Annotated in this window: 27 protein-coding genes and 1 riboswitch; of the genes, 20 read left to right on the top strand and 7 right to left on the bottom strand. The window is 70.7% G+C overall.

The annotated features are described in order from the left end of the window. Positions 1 to 13 precede the first annotated feature (13 nt). The gene (locus tag Ate02nite_RS00755) at positions 14 to 778 is read right to left on the bottom strand and encodes a class I SAM-dependent methyltransferase (protein WP_203797391.1); all 765 of its coding nucleotides are present in this window, start codon (positions 776 to 778) and stop codon (positions 14 to 16) included. A gap of 96 nt (positions 779 to 874) precedes the next feature. Here Ate02nite_RS00755 and Ate02nite_RS00750 point away from each other — a divergent pair, with 96 nt between their 5' ends. From Ate02nite_RS00750 to Ate02nite_RS00720, 7 genes are all read left to right on the top strand, one after another. Beyond that, positions 875 to 1456 carry a TetR/AcrR family transcriptional regulator gene (locus Ate02nite_RS00750; protein WP_239147031.1) on the top strand — a complete coding sequence of 194 codons (582 nt, stop codon included), beginning with the start codon at positions 875 to 877 and terminating at the stop codon, positions 1454 to 1456. Positions 1457 to 1491: 35 nt separating this feature from the next. Further along, a complete protein-coding gene (locus Ate02nite_RS00745; protein ID WP_203797387.1) occupies positions 1492 to 3711 on the top strand; it encodes a primosomal protein N' in 2220 nt (739 codons plus the stop codon). A 60-nt stretch (positions 3712 to 3771) separates the two neighbouring features. Then, complete coding sequence (locus tag Ate02nite_RS00740; protein ID WP_203797385.1) at positions 3772 to 4644, top strand: hypothetical protein; 873 nt, start codon at positions 3772 to 3774, stop codon at positions 4642 to 4644. A gap of 130 nt (positions 4645 to 4774) precedes the next feature. Continuing rightward, positions 4775 to 5983: a cytochrome P450 gene (locus Ate02nite_RS00735; protein ID WP_203797384.1), complete on the top strand. Its 1209-nt coding sequence runs from the start codon at positions 4775 to 4777 to the stop codon at positions 5981 to 5983. A gap of 61 nt (positions 5984 to 6044) precedes the next feature. Beyond that, positions 6045 to 6602: a peptide deformylase gene (gene def / locus Ate02nite_RS00730; RefSeq protein ID WP_203797377.1), complete on the top strand. Its 558-nt coding sequence runs from the start codon at positions 6045 to 6047 to the stop codon at positions 6600 to 6602. Positions 6603 to 6606: 4 nt separating this feature from the next. After that, positions 6607 to 7533 (top strand): methionyl-tRNA formyltransferase, encoded by a 927-nt coding sequence (fmt, locus tag Ate02nite_RS00725; RefSeq protein ID WP_203797375.1) that lies wholly within the window; start codon positions 6607 to 6609, stop codon positions 7531 to 7533. Further along, entirely contained in the window at positions 7530 to 9002 is a 1473-nt protein-coding gene (locus tag Ate02nite_RS00720; RefSeq protein ID WP_203797373.1) for an RsmB/NOP family class I SAM-dependent RNA methyltransferase, read from the top strand. Before fmt ends, Ate02nite_RS00720 begins: the two co-directional genes overlap by 4 nt. Positions 9003 to 9005: 3 nt before the next feature. Here Ate02nite_RS00720 and Ate02nite_RS00715 read toward each other — a convergent pair whose 3' ends face one another. Continuing rightward, entirely contained in the window at positions 9006 to 10268 is a 1263-nt protein-coding gene (locus Ate02nite_RS00715; RefSeq protein ID WP_203797371.1) for an enoyl-CoA hydratase/isomerase family protein, read from the bottom strand. Positions 10269 to 10320: 52 nt separating this feature from the next. Between Ate02nite_RS00715 and Ate02nite_RS00710 the strand changes: the two genes are divergently transcribed. Then, a complete protein-coding gene (locus Ate02nite_RS00710; RefSeq protein WP_203797369.1) occupies positions 10321 to 10614 on the top strand; it encodes an ArsR/SmtB family transcription factor in 294 nt (97 codons plus the stop codon). On the opposite strand, the gene Ate02nite_RS00705 is transcribed toward Ate02nite_RS00710, so the two are convergent. Continuing rightward, entirely contained in the window at positions 10591 to 11448 is an 858-nt protein-coding gene (locus Ate02nite_RS00705) for a septum formation family protein (RefSeq protein WP_203797367.1), read from the bottom strand. The genes Ate02nite_RS00710 and Ate02nite_RS00705 overlap by 24 nt on opposite strands. 76 nt (positions 11449 to 11524) lie before the next feature. Between Ate02nite_RS00705 and rpe the strand changes: the two genes are divergently transcribed. The 6 genes from rpe to ribH all read left to right on the top strand — a co-directional run bounded on the left by rpe (position 11525) and on the right by ribH (position 17023). Further along, positions 11525 to 12205, top strand: a complete 681-nt coding sequence (rpe, locus tag Ate02nite_RS00700; RefSeq protein WP_203797365.1) for a ribulose-phosphate 3-epimerase — start codon at positions 11525 to 11527, stop codon at positions 12203 to 12205. A 33-nt stretch (positions 12206 to 12238) separates the two neighbouring features. After that, a complete protein-coding gene (locus Ate02nite_RS00695) occupies positions 12239 to 13246 on the top strand; it encodes a GGDEF domain-containing response regulator (RefSeq protein ID WP_203797363.1) in 1008 nt (335 codons plus the stop codon). An 89-nt stretch (positions 13247 to 13335) separates the two neighbouring features. Beyond that, a riboswitch (FMN riboswitch) is annotated at positions 13336 to 13516 on the top strand. A gap of 131 nt (positions 13517 to 13647) precedes the next feature. Further along, positions 13648 to 14703 (top strand): bifunctional diaminohydroxyphosphoribosylaminopyrimidine deaminase/5-amino-6-(5-phosphoribosylamino)uracil reductase RibD, encoded by a 1056-nt coding sequence (gene ribD / locus Ate02nite_RS00690; RefSeq protein ID WP_203797361.1) that lies wholly within the window; start codon positions 13648 to 13650, stop codon positions 14701 to 14703. Beyond that, on the top strand, positions 14703 to 15302 hold the full coding sequence (locus Ate02nite_RS00685; protein WP_203797359.1) for a riboflavin synthase: 600 nt from the start codon (positions 14703 to 14705) through the stop codon (positions 15300 to 15302). The genes ribD and Ate02nite_RS00685 overlap by 1 nt, the downstream gene beginning before the upstream one ends. Beyond that, on the top strand, positions 15295 to 16500 hold the full coding sequence (locus Ate02nite_RS00680; protein WP_203797357.1) for a bifunctional 3,4-dihydroxy-2-butanone-4-phosphate synthase/GTP cyclohydrolase II: 1206 nt from the start codon (positions 15295 to 15297) through the stop codon (positions 16498 to 16500). The genes Ate02nite_RS00685 and Ate02nite_RS00680 overlap by 8 nt, the downstream gene beginning before the upstream one ends. A gap of 46 nt (positions 16501 to 16546) precedes the next feature. Beyond that, positions 16547 to 17023: a 6,7-dimethyl-8-ribityllumazine synthase gene (gene ribH / locus Ate02nite_RS00675; protein WP_203797355.1), complete on the top strand. Its 477-nt coding sequence runs from the start codon at positions 16547 to 16549 to the stop codon at positions 17021 to 17023. Here the strand turns inward: ribH and Ate02nite_RS00670 are convergent. The 4 genes from Ate02nite_RS00670 to Ate02nite_RS00655 form a co-directional block, all read right to left on the bottom strand. Next, positions 17020 to 17427 carry a hypothetical protein gene (locus Ate02nite_RS00670; RefSeq protein ID WP_203797353.1) on the bottom strand — a complete coding sequence of 136 codons (408 nt, stop codon included), beginning with the start codon at positions 17425 to 17427 and terminating at the stop codon, positions 17020 to 17022. The genes ribH and Ate02nite_RS00670 overlap by 4 nt on opposite strands. An 87-nt stretch (positions 17428 to 17514) precedes the next feature. Then, entirely contained in the window at positions 17515 to 18255 is a 741-nt protein-coding gene (locus Ate02nite_RS00665) for an amino acid ABC transporter ATP-binding protein (RefSeq protein ID WP_203797351.1), read from the bottom strand. Beyond that, positions 18255 to 19103 carry an amino acid ABC transporter permease gene (locus Ate02nite_RS00660; protein WP_203797349.1) on the bottom strand — a complete coding sequence of 283 codons (849 nt, stop codon included), beginning with the start codon at positions 19101 to 19103 and terminating at the stop codon, positions 18255 to 18257. Before Ate02nite_RS00660 ends, Ate02nite_RS00665 begins: the two co-directional genes overlap by 1 nt. Then, entirely contained in the window at positions 19100 to 19972 is an 873-nt protein-coding gene (locus Ate02nite_RS00655) for an ABC transporter substrate-binding protein (protein WP_203797347.1), read from the bottom strand. Before Ate02nite_RS00655 ends, Ate02nite_RS00660 begins: the two co-directional genes overlap by 4 nt. A gap of 77 nt (positions 19973 to 20049) precedes the next feature. Here Ate02nite_RS00655 and Ate02nite_RS00650 point away from each other — a divergent pair, with 77 nt between their 5' ends. From Ate02nite_RS00650 to rplT, 6 genes are all read left to right on the top strand, one after another. Continuing rightward, complete coding sequence (locus tag Ate02nite_RS00650; RefSeq protein ID WP_203797346.1) at positions 20050 to 20313, top strand: phosphoribosyl-ATP diphosphatase; 264 nt, start codon at positions 20050 to 20052, stop codon at positions 20311 to 20313. A 45-nt stretch (positions 20314 to 20358) separates the two neighbouring features. Further along, complete coding sequence (hisG, locus tag Ate02nite_RS00645) at positions 20359 to 21201, top strand: ATP phosphoribosyltransferase (protein WP_203797343.1); 843 nt, start codon at positions 20359 to 20361, stop codon at positions 21199 to 21201. 5 nt (positions 21202 to 21206) lie between these two features. Further along, entirely contained in the window at positions 21207 to 21659 is a 453-nt protein-coding gene (locus Ate02nite_RS00640) for a PH domain-containing protein (protein WP_438871142.1), read from the top strand. A 303-nt stretch (positions 21660 to 21962) separates the two neighbouring features. Next, positions 21963 to 22598 (top strand): translation initiation factor IF-3, encoded by a 636-nt coding sequence (gene infC, locus Ate02nite_RS00635; protein ID WP_203797652.1) that lies wholly within the window; start codon positions 21963 to 21965, stop codon positions 22596 to 22598. A gap of 55 nt (positions 22599 to 22653) precedes the next feature. Then, positions 22654 to 22848: a 50S ribosomal protein L35 gene (gene rpmI / locus Ate02nite_RS00630; protein WP_203797340.1), complete on the top strand. Its 195-nt coding sequence runs from the start codon at positions 22654 to 22656 to the stop codon at positions 22846 to 22848. 39 nt (positions 22849 to 22887) lie between these two features. After that, positions 22888 to 23280 carry a 50S ribosomal protein L20 gene (gene rplT / locus Ate02nite_RS00625; protein WP_203797338.1) on the top strand — a complete coding sequence of 131 codons (393 nt, stop codon included), beginning with the start codon at positions 22888 to 22890 and terminating at the stop codon, positions 23278 to 23280. The last annotated feature ends 37 nt before the right edge of the window (positions 23281 to 23317 follow it).

Genomic DNA, 23317 nt, shown 5'->3' with positions numbered 1-23317 from the left:
GCGGGGCGCCGGTCTATTTCTTGGTGGCCGTGACCGCGACGGTGACGTAGTGCATGACGAAGCTGTCAGCCAGCGCGGCCGCGGTTTTCGCCAGCATCTCGTCCACTTTGTCCTTCGGGAGCCGGCTCATCCCGCCGAAGGTCGGTAGCTGGTCGAGCCATTCCTGCCGGGTGTAGACGCGGTCCCAGTCGGCGCGCCAGCGCTCCGCCCGGGTGAAATATCCAGATTTTTCCAGGCCGTCCTCGGCGTTCTCGAACATCAGGTTGTACGTGTCGAGGATCGGCCGATCGCCCGCCCACAGGTTGGGAAAGCCGGACACGTTCGCCGCCGCGAACACCTTCCGGGCGGCCGGCTCGGGCTCGAAGACGTTCCAGATCAGCGCGATGCGGCCACCGGGCTTCAGGACTTCGGCGGCCTTGGCCGCGCCGGCGATCGGGTCGACCCAGTGCCAGGCCTGCGCGGCCACGACGGTGTCGAACTGCCGGCCCTTCGGGTCCCAGTCCTCGAACTTCGACACCTCGACCTCGAGGCCTTGGCGGCGGGCCTGCTCGGCCATCCGGGGATCGACGTCGAGGCCGAGCACCTCCTGCTTCTCCTCGATCAGCTGGCGAGCCGCGATGCCGGTGCCGCAGCCGACGTCGAGGACTTCGCGGCCGGGACTGTTCTCGACGATCCGGTGGATCAGCTCCTGCGGGTAGCTGGGGCGGGCGCGGTCGTAGCGCTCGGCCTCGGCGCCGAACGACTCGGCGGCCTCGCGCTGGTGGTGGGACTCGGTCATGGGTTCACGCTCCTCGCGGCCGTATAGTGGGCACGCGCCCACCTTAAGTGGGCAAGCGCCCATTCGCTATCCCTTGGGGGTTCGGTGCCGACCGGTGTGGCGCTTCGAGACGTACGGGAGCAGTTGTTCGACGCCGCCGAGCGGGTGCTGCTGCGGGCCGGGCCGCAGGCCCTGACCAGCCGTGCGGTCACCGACGAGGCCGGGGTGGCCAAGGGCGTGCTGCACCGGCACTTCGCCGACTTCGACCAGTTCCTGACCGAACTGGTGCTGGACCGGATCCAGCGGCTCCTGCTGCACGAGCCGGTGCTGCTCTCGGCCGTGGGCACCGCGACGGTCACCGAGAACCTGACGGTGGCGCTGGAGGAGATCTTCACGCCGGTGGCCGTCACCATCGTCAGCCTGATCACCTTCCGGGACGATCTGCGGGCCCGGGTGCGGTCGGCCCGCGGCACCGGAGGGATCCCGCTGCTGTCCGAGGCCGGCGCGATGCTCCGGGAGTACCTGTCGGCCGAGCGCGACCTCGGCCGCCTGACGCCCACCGCCGACGTCGACACGCTGGCCCCGATGCTGATCGGCTCCGCCCACCTGCTGTACGCCGACCGCACCGCCCTCGCGGTATCGCCCGATGCCCTGCAGCGGATGGTGGCGGCCGCGCTGTCCGGCGTCGTGCGCGGTTGAGTTCTTGTCACACCCCTTCGGCAGAATGTTCGGCGATGACCAGCAAGAGTGCGCGCAGCGAACGGGTCCCGGCCGAGCGGTTGCCGGTGGCCCGGGTGTGCGTCGACGTGCCCCTTCCGCACCTCGATCGGCCCTTCGACTACCTGGTGGCGGCCGGCGACGACGAGGCGGCGCAGCCCGGGGTGCGGGTCAAGGTCCGGTTCGCGGGCCAGCTGGTGACCGGCTTCCTGCTGGAGCGGGCCGAGTCGTCCCCGCACGCCGGCAAACTGGCCTATCTCGACAAGATCGTCTCGCCCGAGCGGGTGCTGGACCCCGAGGTGGCCCGGCTGGCCCGAACGGTCGCCGACCGCTACGCCGGAAACCTCTGCGACGTGCTGCGCCTGGCGGTCCCCCCACGCCACGCCCGAGTAGAGGCCCAAACCAAAAAGCCCGTTGTGTACGCCGAGGAAGCACCCGCAAACGAGCTGGCCGACGAGAGTTCCCCCGACGGCGCAGCCTCCGTGGCCGAGGAAAGTGACGCCTCCGACGCAGACCGGGCTGTCGCCGCTGACCTCGGCGAGACCGCGGCCGTTCCGGGGGAGCCCGCGCCGCCGGTCGGCGCAGAGGCGGCTCACCCGGGGGTTGGCCAAGAGGCGGCTCACTCGGAGGTGGTTGGCGGCGGGTTGTCGGCGGCTGTGCTTGCGCCGGGCAAGGGGCTGCCCGCTGTGGGTGGGTGGGATTCCTACGTTGCCGGGGCCGCGTTCCTGCGGGCGCTTGAAGACGGGCGACCGGCCCGGGCGGTCTGGGGGACCATGCCGGGGGAGGATTGGGCCACCCGGATCGCGGAGGCCGCGGCGGCGACCGTGCGGGGCGGGCTCGGCGTGGTCATCGTGGTGGCCGACGCGCGCGACCTCGATCGGGTCGATCGGGCGCTGAGCGCGGTCCTCGGGGACGGGCTGCATGTGGCGCTCAACGCCGCGCTCGGGCCGGCCGAGCGCTACCGGCGGTTCCTGGCGGCCAGCCGGCACCAGGTTCCGGTGGTCGTCGGCACCCGGGCGGCCATGTGGGCACCGGTCGCCAAGCTCGGGCTGCTGGTCATCTGGGACGACGGTGACGACCTGCACGCGGAACCGCGGTCGCCCTATCCGCACGCCCGCGAGGTGCTGCTGACCCGGGCCAGCCTGGCCGACTGCGCCGTGCTGGTCGCCGGGCACGCCCGCACCGGCGAGGGCCAGCTGCTGCTGGAGACCGGGTGGGCCAAGGAGATCTCGGCCTCGCGAGACGTGCTGCGCAGCCGGGTGCCGGCCATCGCGCCCACCGGGGACGATCCGCAGCTGGCCCGGGACCCGGGCGCGGCCACCGCCCGGCTGCCCAGCCTGGCCTGGGACGCGGCCCGGCAGGCGCTGAAGGCGGGCGCGCCGGTGCTGGTCCAGGTGCCGAGGCGGGGCTACCTGCCGTCGGTGGCCTGCGCGGAGTGCCGCACGCCGGCCCGGTGCCCGCACTGCGCGGGGCCGCTGTCGCTGGCCGGGGCGCGAGACGTGCCCACCTGCCGATGGTGTGGCCGGGCGGCGGCCGACTATTCATGCCCGGCCTGCGGCGGGCGGCGTTTGCGCGCCTCGATCACCGGCGCCAAGCGAACCGCCGAGGAGCTCGGGCGGGCGTTCCCGGACACCCCGGTGCGAACCTCGGGCCGGGACGAAATCCTCGACGGCGTGCCGGCGACCGCGTCCGTGGTCGTCGCCACCCCGGGAGCCGAGCCGATCGCCGAGGGCGGTTACGGCGCGGTGCTGCTGCTGGACACGTGGGCGTTGCTCACCCGCTCCGACCTGCGAGCGGCCGAGGAGACCATGCGCCGCTGGCTGACCGCGTCCGCGCTGGCCCGGCCGGCGAAACAGGGCGGCAAGGTGGTCGTCGTGGCAGACGGGTCGCTGGCCGCGGTGCAGGCACTGATCCGGTGGGACCCGGGCTGGTTCGCGGCCCGCGAGCTGGCCGAGCGGCGGGAGCTGAGCTTCCCACCGGCCTCCCGGATGGCCAGCCTGACCGGCACGGCGGAGGCCATCGCCGAACTGCTGGACGCGGCCAGACTGCCCGACACGGCCGAGATCCTCGGCCCGGTCCCCGCCGACGACGACGATCAGGAACGCATGCTGGTGCGCACGTCACGGTCGCAGGCGGCCGCGATGGCCCACGCCCTGCACGAGGCGGCCGGCGTCCGCAGCGCCAAGCGCTCCACCCTCCCGGTACGCATCGAGGTGGATCCCGGCACCCTGTTCTGACCTATGGTTACCGCGTGGGTGGGCCTGTGTTCATCAGCTACGCGCACCATGACTTGCCTTATGTGGAGAAGCTCGCCCGGCACCTGGCGGACGCGGGCGACCGACGAGGAGCCGAACGCCGCTTGGCTGGACGGTTGGGCCTGGTCCGACGGGTCGAAGGAGGTCAGCGGGCCGCACGTGTACGGGATCGAGCTGATGAGGGTCTTTTCCGAACTCAGGGCGATGAAGCCGGGCACCCCGCCGATCGGCAAGCGCGAGGGCGGTCTGCCCTGGGTCGCGTTCACCACGCACACCCATCCACAGCTGTGCCACTACGTGTGCTGGTCGGACTGGACCGGCGACCGGGACATCCTGGGCACGCTCTATCTGCGGCTCGTGGCCACCCGGCCGGTCGGTTACGAGCCGCTGGCCCGCTACGCCCACCAGGCCTGGCGCCGGTACCGCGCCGGGAAGGACATTCCGGCGCCGGACTTCGCGGGCGCCGGCCCGGTCGTGGATCGGGACACCGTCGGGTGGGCGGCGAGCGTGGCCGCGCTGACCCTGAACGCGAAGGTTCGGATCGTCCCCACCGAGCCTTCGCTGTTCGATCCCCTGACCGTGGCCCGGATGTTCGACGCCGTCGCGGGCCTGCTTCCGGCGCGGGCCGCCGCCGCCCTGAATCTGTGCATGGGCATGCGGGCCGAGGCGAACGGGCCGTACCGGATCGCGGTCGGCCCGGACGCCGTCTCGGACGCGGTGGTGGTCCGGCCCGGCATCGAACCGGATCTCGCCGCCTGGCCGGAGGCGCAGGCTTACCGGGCCCGGCTCGGCCGGGTGCTCGAGCAGCATCCGATCGCGCATGTCGTACGGCATCTCGCCGACGCCTGGGGCATTCCGGCCGACTCGGGTGCGGCAATCGGCGCGCTGGAGGAGATGGACACGACCGGCGGATGACGGCTCGCGGCCTCGTCCGGTGTGGCCGGTCCAGGCACTAACCCTGGCGGATGACCTAGGCAAGCCGCTGATGCCGCTGCTCCGTCCGAGGGCTCCTGATCGGGTCGACATCGACGGGCATTATGGGCTGATGGACGCTGCTGAAGCCGCTGGGATCCTGCTCGCGCCGCCTACCGAACGGGAACCGGACGCGGCCTATGCGGCGCTTCATGCGCATGGGCCGATTCTGCAGGTGTCCGCGCCGCTCTATCTTGTCTCCGGCTATGCCGCTGTTGATCGGGCGCTGCGGGATCCGGCTATGGAGACGTTTGACGCGGCGCAGTTGGAAGTGGCCTGGCCTGGGTGGCGGGAGTATCGGGCGGTTGCCCTCTTCGCTGACTCGATGTTGCGGGCCAATCCGCCGCACCACACGCGGCAGCGGCGGCTTGCGTCCGGGGTGTTCACCGCGCGGCGGGTGGCGGCGCTTCGTGCGGTTGTGGCGGAGCAGGTGGATGTGCTTTTGGGGGAGCTCACGGCGTACGGAAACGGGGTCGATCTTGTTGGGCGGCTGGCCTATCCGTTGCCGATTGCGGTGATCACCGCGCTGCTTGGTGTTCCGGTCGAAGACCGGGGGAAGTTCCGGCGGCTTGCCGAAGCCCTTACCGGGGTCCTGGAGATGCACTGGACCGAGGCCGATCGGGTGCGGGCGGACGCGGCCGCCGACGAGCTCATCGAGTACTTCGGGCATCTCGTCGAGCTGCGGCGTGCGCAGCCCGCCGATGACCTGGTCACCGCGCTGGCCGCGGCGCACGACGCGGACGGTGAGCGGCTGACCGCCGACGAGCTTCTGGCGAATCTCGCGTTGCTGCTGGTGGCGGGGTTCGAGACGACGACCAACCTGATCGGCAACGCGGTGGTGCTGCTGCTGGACCATCCGGCGTACGCCGACAAGCTGCGCGATGACGCCGAGCTGGCCACGGCGTACGTCGAGGAGGTCTTGCGGATCGACTCGCCGGTGCAGCTCACCACCCGGCGGGTCGCCCGGGCGGCGGAGGTCGGCGGCGTGACCGTGCCGGCCGGCGCCGAACTCGTTCTGCTGCTCGGCGCGGCCAACCGCGACCCGGACCGGTTCGCCAAGCCCGACGTGTTCGACCCGGACCGCGCGGGGGTGTCGCCGCTGTCGTTCGGGGCCGGCGCGCACTACTGCCTGGGCGCGCCGCTGGCCCGGATGGAAGCGCAGGTCGCGCTGCCCGCGCTGCTGCGCCGGTTCCCGGATCTGGCGCTGGCCGAGCGGCCGAAAAGGCGCGCGCGGATGAACCTGCGCGGCTGGCGGGAGCTCCCCGTCACGCTGACACGGTGATCGCAGAAGCGACTCCGTAGGATAGGAGGCTGCCGCCCCGGAATGTCAGGAGTACTGCCGCGTGACCGTTCAGCCCATCCGTCTCTTTGGTGATCCGGTCCTGCGGACGCCGGCGGATCTCGTCGTCGACTTCGACAAGGAGTTGCGCAACCTCGTCCGGGACCTGGTCGAGACCATGCAGGACGAGGGCGGGGCCGGCCTGGCCGCGCCTCAGCTCGGCGTCGGGCTGCGGGTCTTCACGTTCGACATCGACGAGGTGGTCGGGCACATCGTCAACCCGGTGCTGTCGTTCCCCGACGAGGAGGAGCAGGACGGTCCGGAGGGCTGCCTGTCGATCCCGGGCATCTACGTCGACACCAAGCGCCGGCAAAATGTCGTGGCGAGCGGCTTCAACGAGCACGGCGACCCGATTCAGCTGGTCGGCACCGGCCTGATGGCGCGTTGCGTGCAGCACGAGACCGACCACCTCGACGGGGTGCTGTTCCTGGACCGGCTCGACTCGGCCGCCCGCAAGGACGCGATGAAGCAGATCCGCGCGGCCGAGTGGTACGACGAGGCCAAGCCGCCGACGGTCAAGGAGAACCCGCACAGCCGGGGCATCTTCGGGCTGGGGCGGTGACCGGGTGCGCCTGATCTTCGCCGGTACGCCGGCCGTCACCCTGCCCGCCCTCGACGCCATTGCGGCGTCGTCCCACGAACTTCTGGCCGTCGTCACCCGCCCGGACGCCCCGGCCGGCCGTGGCCGCCGCCTGGTGCGCTCGCCCGCCGGTGCGTGGGCCGACGAGCGCGGCATCGAGGTGCTCACCCCGGCAAAGCCTCGGGAGCCGGAATTTCAGGAGCGGCTGAAGCAGCTCGCCCCCGACTGCGCGCCCGTGGTTGCCTACGGCGCGCTGGTTCCGCCGAGCGCCCTGGAGATCCCCAAGCACGGCTGGGTCAACCTGCACTTCTCGCTGCTGCCCGCGTGGCGCGGCGCCGCCCCGGTGCAGCACGCGGTGCTGCACGGCGACGAGGTGACCGGGGCCAGCGTCTTCGAACTGGAGGCGGGCCTCGACACCGGCCCGGTCTACGGCACCCTCACCGAGGACATCCGGCCCGTCGACACCTCCGGTGACCTGCTCGAACGGCTCGCCGTCTCGGGCGCGGGACTGCTCGTGGCGGTGCTCGACGCGATCGAGGCCGGCACCGCGGTGGCCCACCCGCAGCCGGGTGACGGGGTCACCTTCGCGCCCAAGCTGACCGTCGACGACGCGCAGATCCGCTGGTCGGACCCGTCGTTCGCGGTCGACCGGCGAATCCGGGCGTGCACGCCCGCACCGGGCGCCTGGACCACGTTCCGGGACGACCGGGTCAAGCTCGGGCCGGTGAAACCGATTGCCAACGGCCCGTCCCTGGCGCCCGGCGACCTGCTCGTCGAACGCACTCAGGTGCTTGTAGGAACGGCCACCACGCCCGTCGCCCTCGGCGAAGTGCGCGCGGCCGGTAAGAAGGCGATGGCGGCCACCGACTGGGCCCGCGGCCTGCGGATCCAACCGGGAGAGAAGCTCGCGTGACACCTCATCAGGCAGACCGGCCGCACGGCTCGGGACGACCCCGCGGGACCGCGGGACCGGGATACACCCGCGACGATCGTTCGGGCCGGGCTCCGCGAGGCGGTCGCCCTCCGTCCGATCCGGCACGACAGGCGGCGTACGAGGCGATTGCGGCCGTTCATCGCGACGACGCGTACGCGAACCTGGTTCTCTCCGACATCCTCCGGGACATGGGGTTGAGCGGGCGGGACGCCGCGTTCGCCACCGAGCTCACCTACGGCACCCTGCGCGCGCTCGGCACCCTCGACCTGATCATGGCGGACGCGGCCGGCCGGGACGTCGCCCGGATCGACCCGCCGGCCCGGGACGCCCTGCGGCTCGGCGCCTACCAGCTGCTGCACACCCGGGTGCCGTCGCACGCCGCGGTCAACCAGACCGTCGACCTGGTGCGCTCGGTGGCGCCCGGCGCGGCCGGCTTCGCCAACGCGGTGATGCGCACGATCTCCGAGACCACGCTCGACGACTGGCTCCAGAAGATCGCCCCGGACTACGAGAAAGACCCGGTCGCCAACCTGTCGGTGTTGCACAACCACCCGCAGTGGATCATCCGGGCGTTCGCCGAGGCGCTCGGCGGCGACCTGGACGACACCGCCCGGCTGCTGATCGAGGACAACCAGGCGCCGACCGTGCACCTGTGCGCCCGGCCCGGCCGGGCCGACCCGGTCGAGCTGGCCGACGAGGTCGACGGGCAGCCTGGGGCGTTCTCGCCGTACGCGGTCTACCTCAACGGCGGCTCGCCGCGTGAGCTGGCCGCCATCCACGACGGCCGCGCGCACGTCCAGGACGAAGGTTCTCAGCTGGTCGCGGCGGCGCTGCTGGCCGCGCCGATCGAGGGCCGGGACACCCGCTGGCTCGACCTGTGCGCCGGCCCCGGCGGCAAGGCCGGCCTGCTCGGCGCGATCGCCGCGCAGCGCGGGGCCGAGGTGACCGCGGTCGAGATCGCCGAGCACCGGGCCCGCCTGGTCGAGAACGCCACCAAGGGCATGCCGGTCACCGTGCTGCCGATCGACGGCCGGTCTGTCGGCAAGGACCCCGACCTGCCCGAGGAGGGGTTCGACCGGGTGCTTGTCGACGCGCCCTGCACCGGTCTCGGCTCGCTGCGGCGCCGGCCGGAGTCCCGCTGGCGGCGCCAGCCGTCCGACCTGCCGGCGCTGACCAAACTGCAGCGCGAGCTGCTGGTGGCGGCGCTGCGGGCGGTCCGGCCGGGCGGCCTGGTGGCGTACGTGACGTGTTCGCCGCACATGGTGGAGACCCAGGTGACGTTGACCGAGGGGTCGCGGCGCAGCGGGGTCGAGGCCGACTACGTGGACGCTCGCACCCTGCTGCCCCCGGGCATGCCGAAGCTGGGCCCGGGCCCGACCGTGCAGCTCTGGCCGCACCGGCACGGCACCGACGCGATGTTCCTGGCGGTCCTGCGCCGCACCGCCTGATTTTTATCGGGCCGCCGCTAGGTGGTGCAGGACGCCGCCGGTCCAGGGTGGGAAGCCGGCGGCCAGGACCGATGCCACGTCGGCGGCGACCGGGTCGATGACCAGGCCGTCGTCGAGTGCGCGGCGGGCGGCGGCGGTCATGGCGTCCGGGTCGGGGCCGGCGTCGAGCAGCGTCTGGACGAAGGACGCCGTGCCCGCGCGGATCACCACCGGGATGCCGCCTTTCGCGCGGACCTCGGCGGCGGTCGCCTCGGCGTCGTCGCCGGTGATCTCGACGATCGGCGCGTCCGGGGCGAAGAACACCGCCGCCAGCGGGTTCCGGACGACCTGCGGAAATCCGGCGGCCGTGGGTTCGGCGATGGTAGGTCCGGCGACACTGTGCAGGGCGAAGAACAGGTAGCTCAGGGCGGGGAACTCCGGGGCGGCCAGCAGCGGCCGGAAAGCGGCCGTCTCGATCTCGAAAGCCTCGTCCGGCGGCGCCGCCGCGCTGCGCACCGCCACGTCGAGGACGGCGGCCAGGGCCCGCACCGGTGAGCCCGCCGACCGGCGGCGCACCTCGTCGGCGAGGCCGGCGGGTTCCCCGGTGCCGCCCGGAATCCGGTAGCCCGGCCGCTCCCAGCGCTGCGCGAACGGCCCCGACGGCTGGGCCAGCACCCAGGCCCGGGCAGCCGCGACCGCGTCGGCGGCGACCTCGTCGATCAACCCTGCGGCCAGCGCGGACGCCGGGTGGAACGGAGTCCCCGGCCCGACGATGTCGAGCACGGTCGCGGCGATCCCGGCCATCCGGGTCACCCGCACCACCCCGCCACCACCGGGAATGATGCCCATCCCGGTCTCGGCCAGCGCCCAGACCACCGACGGGTCGTCCGGCCCGACCCGGTAGTGGCAGGCCAGCGCCAGCTCGAAGCCGCCACCGAGCGCCGAGCCGTTGAGCGCCGCCGCCACCGGCCGCCCCAGCGTCTCCAGCCGTCGCGCCTGGTCCCGCAACGGCACGAGCAGGCCGTAGGTCTCGGCCGCCTCCTCTGGGGTGATCTCGCTCGCGACGAACTCCGGCCCGGCGATGAACGAGCGCTTCGCCGAGGTGAGCACCACCCCGCGCAGCTGGTCGAGGCGGGCGGACAGATCGTCGAGGCAGGAGTCGAGGCCGTCGTGGTGCCGTCGGTTGAGCATGTTGGCGGTGCGGCCCGGGTCGTCGAGGGTCACCGTCACGACCCCGTCGGCATCCCACATCCAGCGGACCGAACCCGATTGTTGGACGTTCGTCATACCGTCAACCTAGACGATTGTTTGATGAACATCCAACGGTAGTCTTTGACGCATGGCGGATGAGGATGCGGCTCTGGTCGAGGTGCTGCGTGCCGTCGCCGACCCCATCCGGCTGCGCATCGTGCAGACGCTCGCCGACGGCCACCCGCACGGCAAATGCGGCACCCACTGGGATTTCGGCGTGCACAAGTCGACGATGACCCACCACTTCCGCATCCTGCGGGAGGCCGGCCTGACCCGCACCACGGTCACCGGCCGCACCCACACCATCGAGCTGCGCCGCGACGAGCTGGACGCCCGGTTCCCCGGTCTGATCCAGGCTCTAGTCGGAGTAGTGGATCTTTAGCTTGGCCGGGCCGGCGTTGCGGTAGGAGCCGTTCATCTTCTCGCCGTTGAGCCACAGGAAGCACCGGATCGCCCGGTCGCCCATCTGCCAGGCGGTGTCGTCCGGCGGGAAGCCCAGCCAGCCGATCCGGCTCGCCAGGGAGCTGTCGTCGGACAGCCCGGCGAACTTCGCGATCGCCCGGTCGCAGCCGTCGGCCAGGGCGTCGCTGCTCACGTCACTGGACCGCTTCGCGGTCGACTCGAACAGGCCGGCGAACTCGGCGGTGTGCGTACTCGCGCAGGCCACCGGATGCATCTCGGTGACCGAGTCGCCCTTGATGGTGGGGTTGGCGCAGGTCATCCGCAGCTTGCCGGACCCCTTGACGGTGCCCTTCATGCTGCTCGTCCGGCGCACCAGGGCACCGTCGACCGGTGACGTCTCGGCCACGTCGCAGCGGTACCAGCGGGCGCCACCGGCCCACGCCTGCTTGCCCGGCAGCACCGGCTGCAGCACCACCCAGCCGGTGCGCCAGTCGGCGCCCAGGAACGCGGTGGCCTGCTTCGAGCAGGCGGCGAACGCCTGCGGAAGGCCGGCGTCGAGGGTGGTCACCGCCCCGAGGTCGGCGACCGCGACCGTCTCGACCAGGTGCGATTCGGTGCAGGCGACAGGGGAGTAGTTGTCGATCGTGCCGGTCTGGGTCAGCTCGGCGTGGCAGGCGCCGGTGGCCGGCCGGAACGCGGTGGCGGCCGGCAGCGGCTTCCAGTCGTTGGTCAGGTCACCGTCGACGCCCGCCGGGAGGTTGCCGCAACCGGAAACGAGGGCGCACGCCAGTACGGCCATCGCCCACCGTCGCATCGATCGCTCCCCCTTCGGACGCGCCACTCTATCCGGTTAGCGATGCCAAGAAATCCCGACGTCCTAGACTTCGACCGTGAGCGCAAAGCCGATCATCGCACCGAGCATCCTGGCCGCCGACTTCTCCCGTCTCGCCGACGAGGTGGGTGCGATCGAGGGCGCGGCCGACTGGGTGCACGTCGATGTCATGGACAACCACTTCGTGCCCAACCTGACGATCGGCCTGCCGGTGGTGCAGAGCCTGCGTAAGGCGACCACGATCCCGTTCGACGTGCATCTGATGATCACCGACCCGGAGCGCTGGGCGCCGGGTTACGCCGAGGCCGGTGCCTACAACGTGACCTTCCACGCCGAGGCCTGTGAGGACCCGGTCGCGCTGGCCAAGACGCTGCGGGCGGCCGGTTCCAAGGCGGGCCTGGCCATCGACCGGGACACCCCGGTCGAGCCGTACCTGGAGATGCTGCCCCACTTCGACACCCTGCTGATCATGACGATCAAGGCCGGTTTCGGCGGGCAGAAGTTCATGCCCGAAATGCTCGACAAGGTGCGCGACGTGCGCCGCCGGATCGGCGCGAAGGATCTCTCCGTACGCCTCGAGGTCGATGGCGGCATCGCCGCCGACACCATTGCCCAGGCGGCCGAGGCGGGCGCCGACGCGTTCGTGGCCGGCACCGCGGTGTACGGCGCCGAGGACCCGGCCGAGGCGATTCACCAACTTCGGGCACTGGCCGTGGAAGCCCAGTCACCCCATCATTGAGCGGGACGCAGCGGGCGACAGCGGGGAGAGCGGATGAGCACCGGCGTGGTGCGGCACAGCGCGGAAGACCTGGGCGCCGACCCGGACGACCGGCCCGACCTGATCCTGGTGGTCGACGACGACCAGGACATCGCGGGTTTCGTCGAGTTCAACCTCAAGGTCCACGGCTACGACGTGATCCGGGCGAGTGACGGCCAGGACGCACTCGAGCTGATGGAGACCAAGCGTCCCGACCTGGCCGTGGTCGACTGGATGATGCCCCGGATGGACGGTGTCGAGCTGACCCGCCGGCTGCGGGCCGAGCCGCTCACCTCGGCCCTCCCGGTGATCATGCTGACCGCCAAGGGGATGAGCGTCGACAAGGTGGTCGGCCTGACCTCCGGCGTCGACGACTACCTGGTCAAGCCGTTCGACACGGCCGAGCTGATCGCCCGGGTCTCGTCCACGCTGCGGCGCAACAAGGAGTTCCGGGAGACGTCCCCGCTGACCGGCCTGCCCGGCAATGCCCGGGTGCGGCGCGAGATCGCCGACCGGATGAAGGCCGGTGGCGAATACTCGGTCGGTTACATCGACATCGACCGGTTCAAGAGCGTCAACGACGTGTACGGGTTCGACCGTGGCGACGAGTTCATCACCGCCCTGACCCGCAGCCTGCACAAGGCGGTCGCCTCGATCGGCAAGCCGTCGGTCTTCCTCGGCCACATCGGCGGCGACGACTTCGTCTTCATCTGCGCCCCCGATCAGGTGCTGCCGCTGACCAAGCGCACGGTGACCGATTTCGAGCAGGCCGCCGACCGGCTCTACGACGCAAGCGACGCCGAGCGCGGCTACATCGAGGTCCCCGACCGGCGCGGCAACAAGAATCGCGCCGCCCTGGTGACCCTCTCGATCGGGGTGGCCCAGGCGACCGCCGACGGCCGTAAGTACGCCGACCCCCGGGTGGTCATCGCCGTCGCCTCCGAGATGAAGAAGGTGGCGAAGTCCCAGCCTGGGTCATATGTGGCAATCGACCGCCGCCGGGGCGAGAGCGACGCCGAATAGGTATGACATTTCCTTCTGAGGAGATGTGATATGCCTCGCGTGCCTCTTGCAAAGTCGATCGTTCGTGTAAAACTCGGGGTTAACCCACCACGCGCTGGCGGGACTCGGTGAAATTCCGAACCGGCGGTGATCCGATGCTTCATCGGTAAGCCCGCGACCCGGACGTCGTTCCAACGGCGGCCGGTGGACCTGGTGAAAATCCGGGGCCGACGGTTGATCGGAGGGGTGAAAGCCGCCCCGGTCAGACAGTCCGGATGGGAGACAGCGCGCGGAATTGGACGTTGGGCTCGTTTGCCGGGCTCACGGCCAGGGTGCGCGAAGCGTACCCTGTTGTCCATTTTCCGTGGTTTTCTCCCGTTTCTCCAGCGCGTGACCGTGCCGCGCTGAGAGGACGAAAGCGGATGGCAACCGAGGACGAGGCGATGCGCCGCGCGATCGCGCTGGCCGGCCGGGGCCTCGGCACGACCAGCCCCAACCCGGTGGTCGGCTGCCTGCTCCTCGACCCCGACGGCGAGATCGCCGGCGAGGGCTTCCACGCGTACGCCGGGGGCCCGCACGCCGAGATCGTCGCCCTCGCCCAGGCCGGTGAGCGCGCTCGTGGCGGCACCGCGGTGGTCACCCTCGAGCCCTGCAACCACACCGGCCGCACCGGCCCCTGCAGCCACGCGCTGATCAACGCCGGGGTCAAGCGGGTGATCATCGCGGTCGACGACCCGACGCCGGTCGCCTCGGGCGGGGCGGTCACCCTGCGCGCCGCCGGGGTCCAGGTCGAGACGGGGGTCCGCCGGGCCGAGGCCGAACAGGGCAACATCGCCTGGCTGACCGCCGTACGCCGGGGCCGGCCGTTCGTGACCTGGAAGTTCGCGGCCACGCTGGACGGGCGCTCGGCCGCCGCCGACAACACCAGCCAGTGGATCACCTCGGCCCCGGCCCGGGCCGACGTGCACACGCTGCGCAGCACGATGGACGCGATCATGGTGGGCGCCGGCACGGTCGTGATCGACGACCCGCAGCTCACCGTGCGCGACCTCAAGGACGGCACGCTCGCCATCAAGCAGCCGCTGCGGGTCGTGGTCGACTCCACCGGCCGCACCCCGGAGAAAGCGCGCGTCCGCGACGTCACCGCGCCCACCTGGATCGTCACCACCCGCGAGGTCGGCGCCGGGCCGGACGGCCGGGTCGACCTGCACGCCCTGCTGCAGGCCCTGTTCGGCCGGGGCATCCGGTCGGTGCTGCTGGAGGGCGGGCCCACCCTGGCCGGCTCGTTCCTGGCCGCCGGGCTGGTCGACCAGGTGATCGGTTACGTGGCGCCGAAGCTGCTCGGGGCGGGCAAGGCCGCCCTGCTGGACGCGGGCGTCGGCACCATCGGCGACGCCATCGAACTGGATCTCACCGACCTCGCGCAGATCGGTCCCGACCTGCGCTTCACCGCATCGCTCCGACAGAAGGAGTCCTGATGTTCACCGGCATCGTCGAGGAACTGGGAGAGGTCGTGCGCCTCACCGACGCGGGCGGCGATTCGGCGGTCATCGCCGTACGCGGGCCGCTGGTCACCACGGACGCCCGGCACGGCGACTCGATCGCGGTCAACGGCGTCTGTCTCACCGTGATCGACAACGAAGAGGGCATCTTCACGGCCGACGTGATGGGCGAGACGTTGCGCCGGTCGTCGCTGGGCGCGCTGGGTGTCGGCAGCCAGGTCAACCTCGAACGCGCGGCCGCCCTCGGCAGCCGGCTCGGCGGTCATCTCGTGCAGGGCCACGTCGACGGTGTCTCGGAGCTGCTCAGCCGGGAGCCCGCCGACCAGTGGGAGGTGCTGCGCTTCGCGCTTCCGAAAAACATCTCGAAGTACGTGGTGGAGAAGGGCTCGATCACCGTCGACGGCGTGTCGCTGACCGTCATGGCGGTGGACGAGACGTCGTTCAGTGTCGGCCTGATCCCGACGACGCTGAAGCTGACCGTGCTGGGATCCAAGGCCGTGGGCGACCCGGTGAACCTCGAGGTCGACGTCATCGCTAAGTACGTCGAGAAGATGCTGGGAGAGCGCCATGTTTGAGGACATCGAGCGAGCCATCAAGGACATCGCCGCCGGTCGTGCGGTCATTGTCGTGGACGACGAGGACCGCGAGAACGAGGGTGACCTGATCTTCGCGGCCGAGAAGGCGACGCCCGAGCTGGTCGCTTTCATGGTCCGCTACACGTCCGGGTACATCTGCGCGCCGATCACCGAGGAAGAGGCCGACCGCCTCGACCTGCCGCCGATGTTCCACACCAACCAGGACCGCCGGGGCACCGCCTACGCGGTGACGGTGGACGCGGCCGAGGGTGTCGCGACCGGCATCTCGGCGGCCGACCGCGCCCGTACCCTCCGGTTGCTCTCCTCGGCCGAGACCCGCCCGACCGATCTCACCCGGCCCGGCCATGTCGTGCCGTTGCGGGCTAAGGCCGGCGGCGTTCTGCGCCGCCCCGGCCACACCGAGGCCGCGATCGACCTGGCCGTGATGGCGGGGCTGCGGCCGGCCGGCGTGCTCTGCGAGATGGTCAACGACGACGGCACCATGCAGCGCCGTCCCGACCTGGAGAAGTTCGCGATCGAGCACGACCTCGCCCTGATCACCATCGCCGACCTGGTGGCCTACCGGCGGTCGCTGGAGCAGAGCGTGGAGCGGGTGGTGGAGACCCGGCTGCCGACCGAGCACGGCGACTTCACCGCGGTCGGCTACCGGGCCAACGCGGACGGCGGCGAGCACGTGGCGCTGGTCTTCGGTGAGATCGGCGACGGCGAGGACGTCCTGGTCCGGGTGCACTCGGAGTGCCTGACCGGGGATGTCTTCGGCTCGAAGCGGTGCGACTGCGGCCCGCAGCTGGACGCGGCCCTGGAGCGGGTCGCCGCGGCCGGCCGGGGCGTGGTGCTCTACATGCGCGGGCACGAGGGCCGGGGGATCGGGCTGCTGCACAAGCTGCAGGCCTACCAGCTGCAGGACCGCGGCTTCGACACGGTCGACGCGAACCTCGAGCTGGGCCTGCCGGCCGACGCCCGGGACTACGGGACCGGCGCGCAGATCCTGTACGAGCTGGGCGTGCGCTCGATGACGCTGCTCACCAACAACCCGGCCAAGCGGGCCGGCCTCGAAGGATATGGTCTGACCATTCTGGGACGGGAGGCGCTGCCGGTGCGGCTGTTCCCGGAGAACGTGCACTACCTGCGCACCAAGCGCGACCGGATGGGGCACCTGTTCGAGGCGTTGGGCTGACCTGCGCATCCCCAACGTCGACAATTACTGAAAAAGGGGGCAAAACATGGCCGGCTTCGGTGACCCGCACATGCAGACCGTCGATGCCGCCGGGCTGCGGCTCGGCATCGTCGGCGCACGCTGGCACGCCGACCTGATCGACCACATGATCGACCGGGCGAAGGCCGCCGCCGAGGCGTGCGGCGTGACGGACGTGGTCGTCCACCGGGTGGCCGGCGCCGTCGAGCTGCCGGTCGTCGCGCAGGCGCTGGCCAAGCAGTACGACGCGGTGGTCGCGCTGGGCGTGGTGATCAAGGGCGAGACCCCGCACTTCGACTACGTCTGTGACTCGGTCACGGCCGGGCTGACCCGGATCGCCCTCGACGAGCAGACCCCGGTGGCGCACGGCGTGCTGACCGTGCACAGCCTCGGCCAGGCCCGCGACCGGGCCGGCCTGGAGGACTCGATCGAGGACAAGGGCTGGCAGAGCACGGTGGCGGCGCTGGACGCTGCCCTGGTGCTGCGGGAGCTGACCAAGCCCTAGCGGCGCATGACCTTCAGCCGGGCCCGGTCGTCGTCGGACACGACACCGAGCCCGGTCACGGCCCGCAGGCCGGCGGTGGCCCGGGCCCGGCCCGGCCGGAACCACACCCCGCCGCCGGTGGCCGCGACCCGCAGCAGCACCGAGCGGGGCAGCCCGTTGCAGACGATGCCGGTGCTGCCGGTGCCGACGGCGACGTGCGAGCCGGTCCGCTGCGCGATCGACACCCCGATGTCGGCGAACGCGCCCGGCGGGCAGGTCGCTATGTAGTGCAGGTCGACGGCACTCCCACCCGGAAGCACCGTTGCGGATTGCAGTCGTAAGCCGTACCGGCCGGTCGCGCCGGCCGGCGCCGGACCGGCGACGATCAGCAACGCGGCCGCGGCAATGGCGGTGTACAGGCGCATGGGTGGCCTCCCCGTTAGGCACGGGAGAACCATGGCATCCGGGCGCCTCCACGAAGGGGTTACCGTCCGTGATCCGACCAGGTCGGATTACAGTCGCCCGGCCTCGATGATCCGGGCGAGGAACTGCCGGGTGCGGGCCTCGACCGGGTCGCCGAGCACCTGCCCGGGCGGCCCCTGTTCGAGAACCCGGCCCTTGTCCAGGAACGCCACCCGGTCGGCCACCTGACGGGCGAAACCCATCTCGTGGGTGGCCAGCACCATCGTCATGCCGTCGCCCTTGAGGTCGCGGATCATGGTGAGCACCTCGCCGACCAGCTCCGGGTCGAGCGCCGAGGTCACCTCGTCGAGCAGCAGCAGCCGCGGGCTGTTGACCAGGGCCCGGACGATGGCCACCCGCTGCTGCTGACCGCCGCTGAGCCGGTCGGGATAGCTGCCGGCCTTGTCCGCCAGCCCGACCCGGTCCAGCCACTCCATCGCCTGGGCCTTGGCCTCGGCAGCCGGTCGCTGGTGCACCTTGGTCGGCGCCAGGGTGATGTTGTCCAGCACGGTCATGTGCGGGAACAGGTTGTAACTCTGAAAGACAAGACCGATCTTCTGGCGTACGACGTCCGCGTTCACCCGCGGGTCGGTGATGTCCTCGCCGTCCAGCGTGATCGTGCCGTCGTCGATCTCGGCCAGCAGGTTGACGCACCGCAGCAGCGTCGACTTGCCCGAGCCGGAGGCGCCGATCAGCGCGATCACCTCGTGCTCGTCCACGGTCAGGTCGAGCCCGTCGAGCACCACCGCGTCGCCGAACGACTTACGCACTTCCGTGCACTCGAGAAGCATCAGGTCCCCGCGTTCTGGCGTCGGGCGGCGCGCAGCGTCACCCAGTCGGTGACCGCGATGAGCGGAAGGGCAAGAAGGACAAAGAGCACACCCGCCACGATGTACGGCGTGAAGTTGTAACTGCCGGCCTGGCTGATCTGGGCCGCCCGGATCGCGTCGACCGGCCCGGCCAGCGAGATCAGACCCACGTCCTTCTGCATCGAGACGACGTCGTTGAGCAGCGGCGGGGCGGCCCGGCGCACGGCCTGCGGCAGCACCACGAAACGCATCGTCTTGCGATAGTTCAGCCCGAGCGATCGGGCCGCCGCGACCTGGCTGGGGTGCACGCCCTCGATGCCGGACCGGAGCACCTCGGCGATGTACGACCCGTAGGTGATGACGATGGCCGCGCCGCCGAGCACGGTCACGCTCGGTGTCCCCTGCAGGCGCAGGCCCGGCACGCCGTACGCGAAGAGGTAGATCGTGATGATCAGCGGCAGGCCACGCAGCGTGTACGTGTAGCTGGTGGCCAGGGCCCGCACCGGGAAGAACACCGGCCCGCGCAGCGTGCGCAGCACCGCGACCAGCAGCCCGAGCGCGACCGCGCAGGTCGCGCACACCACGAACAGCCGGATGTTGAGCCAGAGCCCGTCGAGGATGGCGGGCAGTGAATCCTTGGCGATGTCGGCGCGGAAGAACGACTGCTTGACCCGGTCCCAGCCCGGCGCGCCGGTGATCAGCACGCCGAACAGGGTTCCCAGGACCGCGGTGGACAGCGCCGCGAGCAGCACCGAGCGGATCGCCCTCCGACGCCGGAAGGCGATCCTCGCTAGCTGCTTGTCACTCGGTCGGTGTAACTCGGGGCTCACGAGAGTTCAGGAGCCCCACCCGTGCTGGCCAGCCACTGCTTCTCCAGCACCGCGAGGGTGCCGTCCTGGCGCAGCTGGTCGACCGCGGTGCTGACGCAGGTGGTCAGCGACGAGCCCTTGTCGAGCACCAGGCCGAACTGCTCGGGCGTGCCCACCGAGGCGAGCTGGCCGACGATGACGCCGTTGTCGAGCTCGGCACCGGTCATGTAGAACGCGGTCGGCAGGTCCACCACGATGCCGTCGACGGTCTTGTTGACCAGGGCCGCCTTGGCGTCGTCGTTGTTGTTGAAGACCTGCGGGTCGGTCGACGGCTTGATCACGTCGGTGATCGCCTGGTAGCTGGTCGTGCCCACCTGAGCGCCGAGCTTGGCGTTCTTCAGGTCGGCCAGCGACTTGGCGCCGGCGATCTTCGAGCCCTTGACCGTGATCACGGTCTGCTTGACCAGGTAGTAGGGGGAGGAGAAGTCGACGGCCTGCTTGCGCTCGTCGGTGATCGAGAATTCGTTGACGTCGAAGTCGTACGCCTTCGGGCCGGGCGCGATCGCGTTGTTGAACGTCACAGAGATCCAGGTCACGTTCTCGGTCGAATAGCCGAGGCGCTGGGCCACGGCGTACGCCACGGCGGACTCGAAGCCCTTGCCGTTGCTCGGCTTGTTATCGCTGAACCACGGCTCGTAGGCCGGGTTGTCGGTGCCGATCGTGAGCTTGCCGGCCGTCTTCGTCGCCAGTGTTTCCGGCGCGCACGAGTTCGTGGAAGCGCTGGCAGAGGGCGTTGAGGCGGTGGTCTCGTCGGCGGGCGCGCACGCCGCGAGGGCAGCAAGGGCGAGGGCGGCTCCGCCCGTGGTGAGGAGGGTGTTTCGGCTGACCATGACGGCGAGCCTAGGGCACGTCTCACCTGCTGGGGCCGTTCGTATCGATCCCGTGATGACTTGTCACAATGGCGGCCGTGAAGACGTTCGAAGAACTGTTCGCCGAGCTTCGGGAAAAGGCGGCGACGCGCCCCGAGGGGTCGTCGACCGTGGTCGCCCTCGACCGTGGGGTCCACTTCATCGGGAAGAAGGTCGTCGAAGAGGCGGCCGAGTCCTGGATGGCGGCCGAGCATGAGGGCCCCGAGCGCGCCGCGGAGGAGATCTCCCAGCTGCTCTACCAGGCTCAGGTCCTGATGATCGCGACCGGACTCGACCTCAAGGACGTGTACCGACATCTGTGACGTGCCCTCCCGACCTTTCCGCGAAAAGACGAAGGAGCACGTCCGATGCTGCGCATCGCCATTCCCAACAAGGGCACGCTGTCCCAGCCCGCCTCGCAGATGCTGCGGGACGCCGGCTACCGCCAGCGCACCGACCCCAAAGACCTGATCTGCCGCGACGAGCCGAACAACGTCGAGTTCTTCTACCTGCGCCCCCGTGACATCGCCACCTACGTCGGCACCGGCGACCTCGACCTCGGCATCACCGGCCGGGACCTGCTGGTCGACTCCGGGGTGGCCGCCTCCGAGGTGCTCGACCTGGCCTTCGGCGGCGCCACGTTCCGGTGGGCGGCCCCGCCCGGCACGATCACCTCGGCCGACGAGGTCGGCGGCCGGCGGATCGCCACCGCCTACCCCGGGGTGGTCGAGCGCTACCTGGCCGAGCACAACCTCAAGGCCGACGTCGTACGACTGGACGGCGCGGTGGAGAACGCGGTGCGCCTGGGCGTGGCCGACCTCATCGCCGACGTGGTCGAGACCGGTGCCACCCTGCGTCAGGCCGGCCTGGTCACGCTGGGCGAGCCGCTGCTGCGCTCGTCGGCGATCATCATCGGCCGGCCCGATCACACCCCGGCCGGCGTTTCCCAGCTGATCCGGCGCCTGCAGGGTGTCCTGGTGGCCCGCAGTTACGTGATGCTCGCCTACGACGTGCGGGCCGACCTGCTGGAGAACGCCACCGCGCTGACCCCCGGCATCGAGTCGCCGACGGTCTCCCCGCTGCACCGGGAGGGCTGGGTCGCGGTCCAGGCGATGGTCCAGCGGGCCAGCGTTCACCAAGTCATGGACGAGCTCTACGAACTGGGCGCCCGCGCCATCCTGGTCACCGACATCGCGAACTGCCGCCTGTGAGTACGCTGGCGACCGTGGAGACGGTCACATATCGCCCGCAGAAGATCCGCTGGGTCGCCGGCAGCCTGGCGGCCGGCGTCGTGGTGCTGTTCACCGTGATCAGCTTCGGGCTGAGCGGCTCGAAGGGCTTCGACAACTCGGGCCAGTTCGAGAAGGGCGACCAGACCGCCATGATCGGCCTGGGCATCCTGATCGGGCTCGGCATCCTGGCGTTCTGCCGGCCGCGGGTGATCGCGGACAGCGAGCACATCCGCATCCGCAACGTGGTCGGCGGCTACGACCTGCCCTGGTCGGTGGTGCGGGCGGTGCGCTTCGACCGCAACTCGCCGTGGGCGCAGCTCGAGCTGCACGACGACGAGCAGGTGTCGATCCATGCGCTGCAGGCCGCCGACAAGGACTACGCGGTCGAGGGTGTACGAGCACTGAGGGCCCTGCATTCGGCCTCGGTTACGGCCTGATAGACTTCACGGCAGTCGACCACGCCTGCATGCAAATGCTGGCGCGAAAGAGGAGCCCGCTGGTTCCCACCCGCCGTCAACTAGACGTCGGGTCCCGGTCACCCGGTCCGGAATATTCTGGGCTCGGGGAGCGTCCTCATGGGCGCCGATGACCGGTCGAGCGGGCCCTGGCATGCGTGCCGGGGCCTTCTGCTTTCCCGGCGCCCCGCATCAGGGGTCGCGCTGGGGCCGACCGACATTGGCAACGTTTTCGCGGTGGGGACCGCGGAGGCGTGGAAAAGTAAACCGTTCTGAGGAGGCCCCATCAGCGTCGAACCACGCGTTAACGAACAGATCCGGGCTCGTGAGGTCCGTTTGGTCGGCCCCGAGGGTGAGCAGGTGGGCATCGTCCCGCTTGAGCGCGCCCTGCAGCTGGCTGCGGACGTAGACCTGGACCTGGTCGAGGTTGCTCCCATGGCGCGGCCGCCGGTGTGCAAGCTCATGGACTTCGGCAAGTTCAAGTACGAGAGCGCACTGAAGGCACGCGAAGCGCGGCGCAACCAGCAGCAGACCGTCATCAAGGAAATGAAGCTTCGGCCGAAGATCGACCCGCACGACTACGAGACCAAAAAGGGTCACGTGGTCCGGTTCCTCAAGGCGGGCGACAAGGTCAAGGTGACGATCATGTTCCGCGGTCGCGAGCAGAGCCGCCCCGAGCTGGGTTTCCGGCTCCTGCGCCGGCTCAGCGAGGAGATCTCGGAGCTGGGCTTCGTGGAGGCCAGTCCGAAGCAGGACGGCCGAAACATGATCATGGTCCTGGCCCCCCACCGGGCCACCAAGGCAGCGGCTGCCGCGACGATCGCAGCCAACGCACGTCCGCCGCGCGAACCGCGTGAGGGCGATGTTGTCGCGACGGCGGAGGCCGAAGTCCCCGAGGTCTCCGAAGCCACCGCAGAGTAATTCAGCTTTTCCGTCCGGCCCCGGGCCGGGCGGAAAGACCAGAAAGAGGCTTTAAGTGCCGAAGTTCAAGCCCCACACCGGTACCGGCAAGCGGGTGAAGGTCACCGGCAAGGGCAAGCTGCTCACCGAGCAGGCCGGAAAGCGCCACCTGTTGGAGGGTAAGTCCTCCAAGGTCACTCGACGGATGACCGGCACGGTGACGGTGGCCAAGGCCGACACCAAGCGAATTAAGAAGCTGCTGGGCCGCTGACGCGCGCGCCACACTAAGTCCCCTGTTAGGAGCACCGAAATGGCACGCGTCAAGCGTTCTGTAAACGCCCAGAAGAAGCGTCGCACCCTGCTCGAGAGCGCGAGCGGCTACCGCGGGCAGCGCTCGCGGCTGTACCGCAAGGCCAAGGAGCAGGTGCTGCACTCGATGCAGTACGCGTACCGCGACCGCCGTGACCGCAAAGGCGATTTCCGCCAGCTGTGGATCACGCGCATCAACGCGGGCGCCCGTGCGAACGGCATGACCTACAACCGCCTCATCCAGGGCCTCAAGCTGGCCGGCATCGAGGTGGACCGCAAGATCATGGCCGACCTGGCCGTCAACGACGCGGCTGCCTTCGCGGCCATCGTCGAGGTCGCGCGCGCTGCCGTCGCGGCCGAGGGCACCGGCGGCGCTGCCGCTCAGGCTGCCTGATCACAAGCATCATCGCCGGGCGCCCTCCGAACTTTTC

Origin of the sequence: Paractinoplanes tereljensis, from assembly GCF_016862435.1 — a bacterium.
Classification (GTDB): Bacteria; Actinomycetota; Actinomycetes; order Mycobacteriales; family Micromonosporaceae; genus Actinoplanes; species Actinoplanes tereljensis.
The sequence above is the reverse complement of the archived record's forward strand: the minus strand, read 5'-3'. Positions and strand labels throughout refer to the sequence as shown.

Excerpts from the sequence above, each read along its gene's own strand:
- Ate02nite_RS00755 (WP_203797391.1), bottom strand. The coding sequence starts at position 778 with ATGACCGAGTCCCACCACCAGCGCGAGGCCGCCGAGTCGTTCGGCGCC.
- Ate02nite_RS00745 (WP_203797387.1), top strand. The coding sequence starts at position 1,492 with ATGACCAGCAAGAGTGCGCGCAGCGAACGGGTCCCGGCCGAGCGGTTG.
- Ate02nite_RS00740 (WP_203797385.1), top strand. The coding sequence starts at position 3,772 with ATGTGGAGAAGCTCGCCCGGCACCTGGCGGACGCGGGCGACCGACGAG.
- Ate02nite_RS00735 (WP_203797384.1), top strand. The coding sequence starts at position 4,775 with ATGGACGCTGCTGAAGCCGCTGGGATCCTGCTCGCGCCGCCTACCGAA.
- Ate02nite_RS00715 (WP_203797371.1), bottom strand. The coding sequence starts at position 10,268 with ATGACGAACGTCCAACAATCGGGTTCGGTCCGCTGGATGTGGGATGCC.
- Ate02nite_RS00710 (WP_203797369.1), top strand. The coding sequence starts at position 10,321 with ATGGCGGATGAGGATGCGGCTCTGGTCGAGGTGCTGCGTGCCGTCGCC.
- Ate02nite_RS00705 (WP_203797367.1), bottom strand. The coding sequence starts at position 11,448 with ATGCGACGGTGGGCGATGGCCGTACTGGCGTGCGCCCTCGTTTCCGGT.
- Ate02nite_RS00695 (WP_203797363.1), top strand. The coding sequence starts at position 12,239 with ATGAGCACCGGCGTGGTGCGGCACAGCGCGGAAGACCTGGGCGCCGAC.
- ribD (WP_203797361.1), top strand. The coding sequence starts at position 13,648 with ATGGCAACCGAGGACGAGGCGATGCGCCGCGCGATCGCGCTGGCCGGC.
- Ate02nite_RS00685 (WP_203797359.1), top strand. The coding sequence starts at position 14,703 with ATGTTCACCGGCATCGTCGAGGAACTGGGAGAGGTCGTGCGCCTCACC.
- Ate02nite_RS00680 (WP_203797357.1), top strand. The coding sequence starts at position 15,295 with ATGTTTGAGGACATCGAGCGAGCCATCAAGGACATCGCCGCCGGTCGT.
- ribH (WP_203797355.1), top strand. The coding sequence starts at position 16,547 with ATGGCCGGCTTCGGTGACCCGCACATGCAGACCGTCGATGCCGCCGGG.
- Ate02nite_RS00670 (WP_203797353.1), bottom strand. The coding sequence starts at position 17,427 with ATGCGCCTGTACACCGCCATTGCCGCGGCCGCGTTGCTGATCGTCGCC.
- Ate02nite_RS00665 (WP_203797351.1), bottom strand. The coding sequence starts at position 18,255 with ATGCTTCTCGAGTGCACGGAAGTGCGTAAGTCGTTCGGCGACGCGGTG.
- Ate02nite_RS00655 (WP_203797347.1), bottom strand. The coding sequence starts at position 19,972 with ATGGTCAGCCGAAACACCCTCCTCACCACGGGCGGAGCCGCCCTCGCC.
- hisG (WP_203797343.1), top strand. The coding sequence starts at position 20,359 with ATGCTGCGCATCGCCATTCCCAACAAGGGCACGCTGTCCCAGCCCGCC.
- rplT (WP_203797338.1), top strand. The coding sequence starts at position 22,888 with ATGGCACGCGTCAAGCGTTCTGTAAACGCCCAGAAGAAGCGTCGCACC.